8 protein-coding genes and 1 tRNA gene are annotated in these 8,464 nt (G+C 37.4%); 5 read left to right on the plus strand and 4 right to left on the minus strand.

What is annotated here, in order from left to right; all coding sequences use genetic code 11:
- Positions 1–290 precede the first annotated feature (290 nt).
- From EDD57_RS14545 to EDD57_RS13775, 3 genes are all read left to right on the plus strand, one after another.
- A tRNA-Val gene (locus tag EDD57_RS14545) sits at positions 291–387 on the plus strand.
- A gap of 209 nt (positions 388–596) precedes the next feature.
- A complete protein-coding gene (locus EDD57_RS13770; RefSeq protein WP_131849992.1) occupies positions 597–1,067 on the plus strand; it encodes an SRPBCC family protein in 471 nt (156 codons plus the stop codon).
- A 301-nt stretch (positions 1,068–1,368) separates the two neighbouring features.
- Positions 1,369–2,523 carry an acyltransferase family protein gene (locus tag EDD57_RS13775; RefSeq protein ID WP_131849993.1) on the plus strand — a complete coding sequence of 385 codons (1,155 nt, stop codon included), beginning with the start codon at positions 1,369–1,371 and terminating at the stop codon, positions 2,521–2,523.
- 223 nt (positions 2,524–2,746) lie between these two features.
- Here EDD57_RS13775 and EDD57_RS13780 read toward each other — a convergent pair whose 3' ends face one another.
- The 4 genes from EDD57_RS13780 to EDD57_RS13795 all read right to left on the minus strand — a co-directional run bounded on the left by EDD57_RS13780 (position 2,747) and on the right by EDD57_RS13795 (position 7,288).
- Positions 2,747–2,938 carry a hypothetical protein gene (locus EDD57_RS13780; RefSeq protein WP_131849994.1) on the minus strand — a complete coding sequence of 64 codons (192 nt, stop codon included), beginning with the start codon at positions 2,936–2,938 and terminating at the stop codon, positions 2,747–2,749.
- Positions 2,939–3,129: 191 nt separating this feature from the next.
- Entirely contained in the window at positions 3,130–3,627 is a 498-nt protein-coding gene (locus EDD57_RS13785; RefSeq protein ID WP_165873843.1) for an SRPBCC family protein, read from the minus strand.
- Positions 3,628–3,852: 225 nt separating this feature from the next.
- A complete protein-coding gene (locus tag EDD57_RS13790; RefSeq protein ID WP_131849996.1) occupies positions 3,853–4,203 on the minus strand; it encodes a hypothetical protein in 351 nt (116 codons plus the stop codon).
- A gap of 13 nt (positions 4,204–4,216) precedes the next feature.
- Positions 4,217–7,288, minus strand: a complete 3,072-nt coding sequence (locus EDD57_RS13795; protein WP_131849997.1) for an AAA domain-containing protein — start codon at positions 7,286–7,288, stop codon at positions 4,217–4,219.
- Positions 7,289–7,515: 227 nt separating this feature from the next.
- Between EDD57_RS13795 and EDD57_RS15055 the strand changes: the two genes are divergently transcribed.
- Positions 7,516–8,052 (plus strand): NAD(P)-dependent alcohol dehydrogenase, encoded by a 537-nt coding sequence (locus EDD57_RS15055; RefSeq protein ID WP_341539672.1) that lies wholly within the window; start codon positions 7,516–7,518, stop codon positions 8,050–8,052.
- 31 nt (positions 8,053–8,083) lie between these two features.
- Positions 8,084–8,344 (plus strand): zinc-binding dehydrogenase, encoded by a 261-nt coding sequence (locus EDD57_RS15060; protein WP_341539673.1) that lies wholly within the window; start codon positions 8,084–8,086, stop codon positions 8,342–8,344.
- Positions 8,345–8,464 lie beyond the last annotated feature (120 nt).

Here is an 8,464-nt window from a genome sequence, read left to right on the forward strand (position 1 = left end):
GATAAAACTAAAGGGCATGAGTCCGGTTCAATACCGAACACATACCCTGCAGATTGCTTAAAACTTCGTGTCTAACTTTTTGGGTTCACTTCATTATAACCTCCTACTCCTTTTGGTATTCAAGAGGAGTTTTTTATTTTATTAAAATAAAAGGTTATAATTTCCTTCCTGTACCACGTTATATATTGAAGATGCTTATCAAGGTACATACACAATAGGATGGTTGCAATTGCCTAATGGACGTATTACAATGAAAGAAATTGAATACGATTGTTTTGAGTCCATAGAGTAGTTTTGTGGCATAATATCTGATTTTGTTAAACCTACTAGCTCAACCCACCCCTGACACGGAAGAGGTCGCTAGTTCGATCCTAGTACTGCCCACCACGTAAATCCTTGAGAAATCAAGGTTTTTTTGTTTTTTTGTGGACTGGTATTGCAAACATTGGACGTTTAGTTATCATTGAATAACATTTTTCGAAGCTATTTGTCGTCAACGATGTTCCAGTAATTTCTCTATTTGCTCGGAGAGAAACTGGATTCCCAAAAATCCATATTATATTTTTACCATACATCAATAAAAGTGAGTGAAAAATATGCCCATCATCAAAACAGAGCTCTACATCAATGCTCCTATCCAAGTTTGCTTTGACTTAGCACGCTCCATCGATGTGCACATGGAATCAACCGCTCATACTCACGAACGTGCGATTGCAGGTGTTACAAGTGGTTTGATTGAACTCAACCAAACTGTTACTTGGGTAGCTGTGCATTTTGGCATCAAACAGCGTCTCACTGTCAAGATTACTGAGCTTGATGCCCCTACTTACTTTGTAGATGAAATGGTGAGTGGTGCATTTAAACGGTTTCGACATGAGCATCGCTTTATGAAACAAGAAAATGGCACACTCATGTTGGATCATTTCGATTATACTTCCCCACTCGGATACTTAGGCAACCTGGCAGATCGATTGTTCTTGGAGAATTATATGAAAAAATTTCTAATGAAAAGAAATGAATGCATTAAAAGCATCGCAGAACAAATGCAATCGACCAATACCCTTTAAAGATAAACTCTTTCTCGTGCGGAGTGGAAATGTTCATTTCCTCAACCCCTATTAAGCGAACCTATATTCGATTTCGTTATTATATGCAAATGTGTGTTCGATAAAAGAGAGTAGCATGGATTGAAAAAAAGATATATGTTATAGTTGTTTGGGACATCTTTTTGAACTGCGACCCCCTCTCAGACAATAGCAAAATAGTGGTCACGGGCTGTCGCAAGCGCTTGATAACGATAAATAACTAGAAGGTACTATAAAAAGAAAAATACCTTAGCCCCTTATAATATTGGTTAGGAGTCATTAAATGAAACGGCACTTAGTACAATTAGATTCGTTGCGTGGTTTGGCTGCTTTGACAGTGGTTTTTAGTCATCTGCTCTATGTCTATCCATATGTTGAACCAAACACGAGTCAAAATGCGGATTTTTTTTGGTTGAATATAGTTAAGTATAGTCCATTACATATTTTTTTCGATGGACATGGAGCAGTCATTTTATTTTTTGTGTTAAGTGGTTTTGTATTAGCTTTACCCTATTATCGAGAGAGTTTTAAATTGCAGTATATTCCATATATTATAAAGCGTTTTTTCAGAATATATGTTCCGTACATAATAACATTAGCTTTTGCTTTCTTATTAGCAATCCCTTTTGTTGGTGATGTAGTACAGGGAAGTAGTGGCTTTGTTAAACGTCAATGGGGTACGGAAATAAGCATGCAAGACATCTTGGATCATGTTTTATTCATTGGAAATAGTTATGATATAAATCAGTTCAACCCTGTTATTTGGTCACTTATTCATGAATTGAGAATTTCGATTATTTTTCCATTCATTATGATGATTGTATTACGAGTTAATTGGAAGTATATCATTTGTTTGGCTGTATTTCTTTCGATTATGGTAGACTTGGCACGTTTAGATTATACCATTCATTATACTGGAATCTTTATGATAGGAGCGATATTGGCTAAACACTACCAGACTATTGTTCATTGGTTAAAAGAGAGAAATACATTATTTAAGGGATTTCTTTTATTACTAGCTGTTTGCTTCTATTCGTATAGCTTTCTATTTTACAATACTCCTTCAGCTCATATGTATATGATGGATGATTGGTTTACAGCTATAGGGTCGGTCATATTCATTAGTATCAGTTTAGCTTCTATAAGAGTAACAAACGTCTTAAAATGGGCACCCATTCAATATATGGGTGAGATTTCGTATAGTCTTTATTTAGTACATCTTCCAATTGCTCTATTTATGGTACATTTATTAGCTAATTTGATACCAACTAGTCCAATTTTATTGTTAAGTTTTGTGCTCGCATTATTATTTGCTAGCCTTTCTTACCATTTTATTGAAATCCCATCTATCAAAATGGGTGCTAAAATTGCTAGGAAAATAAAAAGAGAGAAAAGTAGTGAATTTAATAGGAACAAATTAGCTAATAAAAATACCTAATAAAAATACCTAATAAAATAGACAGGCTATGTCGCATGCAGGTGCTCTTTGATATGGTGAAGAGGAATGCTAAAAAAGGCATTTTGTATGACTGCTGATCAAAAAAACGCTATTCTCCCAGGTTGTATACTGAAAAGAATAGCGTTTTTTTGATGTTCGGGTATTCTTTTTTAGCTTAGTAAGGGTTTTATTCTCAAATCCAATCTTTGTGTGGAAAACTTCTCTAGCAGTCCCCCATACCTGAGCGGCTAGGCCGACACGGTTTACCTGCTGTCATCCAATCATATACATCTTTAGCAGCGCCTCCGATAGCCTTCCCAACTGTGCAAATAAGGCTTTTATCTGGATCATGCAAGCATCTATTTAAATCTTTTCCAACTTGAGCCCACTCTGCACCATCGTCAGGAGTTCCCATTGGCGTATTCCCTCTGGACTCAGAATTTGTTGTTGATGATTCAAAAATCGGATCATTCTTATCTACAAAAGAGGCAGTAGAAGCAATGTTGGAAAGGGAAGAACTAATGTTGCTGCGGCAATTCCTGTTATAATTAATTTTTTTGCTTTATTCATTTACGTCATCTCCTCTTTTTTGTAATAGGAAATAGATTATTGTTGAAGAGATCCAATATATTTTACAAGGCGATCCCCAGATTCAGTAATCTGTTTCTTTGTAATATTGGTTCGTAGCAATAACCAACCCAGTGGGGAAGTATATTGAAACTTAATAACGAATTTCGTTTTACCTTCGTCTTCTACAAGAGTAGTAATGGTTTTACTTGACAACATTCTATATTTTCTATTTCCTTCAGCATCAGAGAAAAAATCAGTGCGGACAATTTTCTCAGGTTTTATGATTTCTTGGTAGACTGCTTTACCCCATATTTTTTTATCCAGCATTCTTTTTTCTAATTTGCTTTTGCAGAAAAAATCCGGATTAGGATCAATCGTTTTCAAGTAGAAGTGGAGTATACCACCTGTACGGAAATCTGTTTCGCAAATGATAAGTTCTACATTTTCGGGGGTCCACCAGTGTTTTATATGATCGGGCTCGGTTACTACTTTGAACACGAGTTCACGCGGTGCATTTATAATACCTTCTATCACTAGTTCGTGTCCTTTTGTTTTGCGAATTAATTTATCAGATATGCAAATCACCTCCTATTAATAAGTATATTTCCCTACTACCATATCTAAGTAAGAAATAACACATATTATTATGATTCTTCACCGTAGACACGACATATCTAATCTTTAAGTCGTTTTTATTGACATTTACACAAAAAAAGTTGTTCCTGATGACTGGAACAACTTTTTTGTGGATAAACAACCTTATTTAAACAGCTGTAACAAAGAGAAGACAGCACCACAAATGGAGGCAACAAAACTTGATTTTTCTAGTACTACCCCGGACTGTTTAATTTTCTCTCGATCGAGTTGGGGTTGACTAATTTGTTCTCTAATGTCTTGTAAAGCCCTAATGATACTATTCTTTTCCTCTTGATTCATCTCGGTGGTAGCGATCTTGATAAGGTATTGTTCAAAGTTGGTTTTAATCTCTTCAATGTACTTTTCCACCATTTGATTTTCGGTTCCTGGACTGTTATTTGTGATCTGTACATTGTTCACTTGATTACCCACAATACCGCCTGTAACGTTTCCGTTAATACGAATATTTGCCATAAAAAAACTCCTCCTATTTATTGTGGATGGTGGTGTTGTTAACTGTTCCGCCTACGATTCCCCCAGTGACATTCCCAGCTATTTCGATCTTCGTGTATTCCACTTTTCCTTCTCGAATGTACTGTTTCAATTTTTCAGTTCTTTGTTCAGTTAGCATCATCACTTCCATGTCATCAGGTAACCAAATTTTTTCTGTTCCATCTTCAAAAAATGGAAGCAGTTTACCTGACGGTGTTTCAGAGTGGGTGCCAAAATGGCTTTTGTTGCCGAAGATGATAAAGGACTGCTTTGCTCTAGAAATAGCGACATTTAAAACATACTGTTGACGGTCAAAGAAATGCTCGGAAGTAGATGTGGAGTAGGTTGGTGAAAATAGGACAACCTCGTACTCTGCCCCTTGTAATGAATGAACCGTTCCAACCTTAATGCAATCTACGTTAAACTTAATTTCTTTTAGATAAGAAGAGATCAAATTTGCTTGTGCGCTGAAAGGTGTGAGGATAGCAAGTGTCTGGTGATTTGTAGAAATGCTGAGCTTGTTCTGTTTGAAAAAATGGTCAACCCATAGGGCGATCGTGGCAGCTTCATTGTGATTGATGCGGCTGGAGCCAGTAGGTTCTTCATGTCCTTCTACATGAAGAAAAGCCATGGGCAATAAGTGGTACTCGTTTTTTTTACGGGTCTTAACATGTAGCTTGTTGTGGTAATAAACATGGTTGAAGGATTGAGCGATTTTAGGATGGCAACGAAAATGTTCCTGTAACATAAAGGGCTTTTCTTGAACATTTACATAACGAGTCAATCGGTTTGCTAATTTCATTACATTTGATTTGGAGCAGACATGTAGATGGTCCACATGAGGCGTGATCTCTAAAAGGCCTGACTCTTGTAAACTGATGTTATCTTGATCAGCGGTTAAATTAGAAATAGGAGGCAATTGATTGGTGTCGCCAACTACTAAAGCTTTTTTAGCTAATGCAAACACTGGGAAAGCAAGCTCAGGTAATACTTGACTCGCTTCATCAATAATAAGTAAATCAGCAAATTCGTGTAAATACTGGTAGTTTTCGTTGAAGAATTTGGGTGCTGAATGTAAAGTGGAGATGAGGCATGGTGTTAACATAGCAACTTCTGCATAAAATTGACGTAGATTTTTAAATGGTTGCTCACTTTGTACTCGTTGTTTTGCTGTTTCAATAAAACGGGCTTCCCAGTAGTGTGTAGCTAATAGGAAAGCAAGTACACGATAGGTTTTATCAAAAAAAGCCTCTGCTTCAGCAAGTGTATCTGGAATAGAGAGATTTGCCCATCGTTCTTGGTTGTTTGTACGAGTTGTCTCATTTCGATGCCACTGTTGTTGAAGTGTTTGAACATTCAACAGATCTTCTTCTGATAATCGTAGTTGTGATTGATAGTCTTGCTCCAGCCTCTCTAGTTCTGTTTTTAAAATAGTCTCCTCATAAGAATGAAAAGCAGTATCAGGTAGTTGTTTTTGGAGAAGGTATTGATTTTCTTCACTCCACCCCTTTGTTATATACTTTCCTAGAATAGGGATCTTGGAGCACCATACAACTAGAGGGTTACGGTTACTAATCCGATGATAGAGTTCCCGCCTAGCAGTTTCAACCGTCTGAACTTGTTGTTTGTGACTGTTTGCCCGTTGGCTAAGCGGTTGAATTACTTCATCAAACGAAGTCGCGTGATACTCTGCAAAGAGCTTATCTCGTTTAGTAAATAGGAGTTGGTAATCAATCTTTTCTTGCAGATTTTCTTCGATCATTCGCACTGCTTGTCTAAGGGCATCATGGAGTGTTGCTCTTGCCCTTTCTATGTAGGTGATCTTACGGTTAAAATATAGGGATGTACGAGCTAAAAAATGTTGCTCCCATTCGTCTATTTTACTTTGATCTAATTGAAGCAAGTTAGGCCAGTTGACAAATTCGAATTTTTGCTTGTCACGCAAGAGTAGTTGATAGTTATAATTGCGTTTTGATTCTGCAGCACAGAAGGTACCGAGGCTGTTCACATTAGGAATCCATCGTTCTGTTAGTTGTTCCGCCCGATCGAATAATGAATGAGAGGGTAAATCAGATGGAAATGATATTCTTTGAAACATATCTAAAATGTTGGTAATGGATAGATTAGTAGATCCAGATGCTAGAATGGTACTGGGAGTAGCTTGTTGTTGATAGGCAGAGTTAACCCATAATGAAGCAATTACACTCTGTAATAGTGTGGTTTTACCTGTGCCGGGAGGGCCTTCTATGGATAAGAGTTCTCCATTTTGCAAGGCCAGAAAATGGTGTAATGCTTCTCTCTGAGAAATAGTTAGGCCATGTTCTGTGCTCATTTGTCCCAAATGTTTTACGGAGTATGTGATAGAGTCTGTTAACTGCTTGTCTTCTGTAGGCTCTTCTATTTGGATATATTGCTGAGCAAGTGGTTTCAATGCATTTTTATAAAACGATTTATCTAGCATTTTTTCATAGAATTTTTTGACATTATAGACAGAACCACTATTTGAGGATTTGGTACCATCTAAGATTAAGACCTTCTCCTTCACTTTTTTATACGGGAGTAAGTGGAAAGAAGAAATTGGGTTATCAAGAACATGGTCGAAGAAATGTTCACTTTCTTTTAAAACGCTTTCCCATGATTTGGACTGTTCATTTTGAAAAGGATGATCTGACCAGTATTGATTCACTGTATCCACATCACTGATCGTACATTTTTGTGATGATGGACGTAGGTATTTACGTGGAATAAAAGGAGGTTTGTTTTTAGCTTGTATCCTTCCATCGTAAGTAATCTCGGCCGGTATGACTAACCAAATGTGATACTTTGGCTTTATACTGGAATTGCGACTCTTTGTTGTATATAGGGCAGGACAGATGAACACATCTTTTGCATCCGCATTCCCAGTAATTTTTTGCCGAACAGATGGATCATTGATTTTTCCTTCTACCATTTCATCATAAGTAATTTGGGCAAGTGACTTGATATATTTTTCCTCAATATCTAGAAATCCACTTTCATCAATGTTTCCTTTCCAATATTGAATTAACTCCTTTGTAATAAAAACCACCTCATTTGAGCTTTTCTATTTCTTATGTAATAAGTGCTCTTCTCACCTTGTTTCTAATTTTATTCGATTATTACAAATTTTAATAGAGGGAAAATTTTTACATTTACCTTTTTTAGTAAGAGATTGTAAACTCATATACTGTTTTTAAAGTCTGCATTCTATCTAAAAACAACCCTGAATAATCATATCCTTATATAACTCTCTCTACCATGACTGGAGGAACCTAAATGAAAGCTATGATATGTACGCAGTACGGTCCACCTGATGTTCTTCGGTTAGAAGAGGTAGACAAGCCAACTCCTAAGAAGAATGAGGTGTTAATAAAGGTTCGTGCGGCTTCTGTAAATGCGGGGGATTGGCATCTTTTAAGGGCGAATCCTTTTATTGTTCGCTTGGGGATTGGCTTGATGAAACCGAAATATAAGATACTGGGAATGGATGTAGCAGGAACGGTTGAGAGTGTAGGGAGTGAAGTGAAGGAATTAAAGCCGGGAGATGAAGTGTTTGGTGATCTGTCACGTTGTGGCTTTGGAGCGTTTGCAGAGTATGTGTGTGTTCCTGAGAGTGAACTTGCATTAAAACCAATTAGTGTATCATTTGCAAAAGCGGCAGCGATACCTACGGCAGGGGTTACAGCCCTTCAGGCCCTTCGTGATAAGGGGAAGATTCGGACTGGACAAAAGGTTTTAATAAATGGCGCCTCTGGTGGTGTGGGAACGTTTGCTGTGCAAAGCAAATGGGTACCATCCGATTTCTGCTTATAAACGAGCTCTCCATCCACATGGCGCATATGTGATGACGGGAGGAACAGAAGCCCAGATGTTTCAGGCTATGCTATTAGGTCCACTTGTGTCGATGTCTGGAAAGAGACAGATGGGGAATTTGCTAGTGAAGCCCAGTAAAAAAGATTTGATGGAAATGAGTTATTATTTGGAGGCTGGGGAAATTGTACCTGTGATCGATCGGATCTATCCACTAAGCAAGCTTCCAGAAGCGATCGCATATTTGGAAGAAGGACACGCTCAAGGAAAAGTAATCATTTCGATGGATGAGTGAACAATGCAAAATAAAGACGCCGTTACTGAAGTGAACCCAAAAAGTTAGACACAAAAGTTTAAATAACCTGCAGGGTATGTGTTCGGTATTGAACTGGACTCATACCTTTTAGTTTTATCT

The organism is Baia soyae, from assembly GCF_004341445.1.
In the GTDB taxonomy this organism is placed as follows: domain Bacteria; phylum Bacillota; class Bacilli; order Thermoactinomycetales; family Thermoactinomycetaceae; genus Baia; species Baia soyae.

What these genes read in the sequence shown, in the direction of transcription:
- EDD57_RS15060 (WP_341539673.1), top strand. Translation starts at nt 8,084, where the DNA reads ATGACGGGAGGAACAGAAGCCCAGATGTTTCAGGCTATGCTATTAGGT.
- EDD57_RS15055 (WP_341539672.1), top strand. Translation starts at nt 7,516, where the DNA reads ATGAAAGCTATGATATGTACGCAGTACGGTCCACCTGATGTTCTTCGG.
- EDD57_RS13775 (WP_131849993.1), top strand. Translation starts at nt 1,369, where the DNA reads ATGAAACGGCACTTAGTACAATTAGATTCGTTGCGTGGTTTGGCTGCT.
- EDD57_RS13790 (WP_131849996.1), bottom strand. Translation starts at nt 4,203, where the DNA reads ATGGCAAATATTCGTATTAACGGAAACGTTACAGGCGGTATTGTGGGT.
- EDD57_RS13770 (WP_131849992.1), top strand. Translation starts at nt 597, where the DNA reads ATGCCCATCATCAAAACAGAGCTCTACATCAATGCTCCTATCCAAGTT.
- EDD57_RS13780 (WP_131849994.1), bottom strand. Translation starts at nt 2,938, where the DNA reads ATGGGAACTCCTGACGATGGTGCAGAGTGGGCTCAAGTTGGAAAAGAT.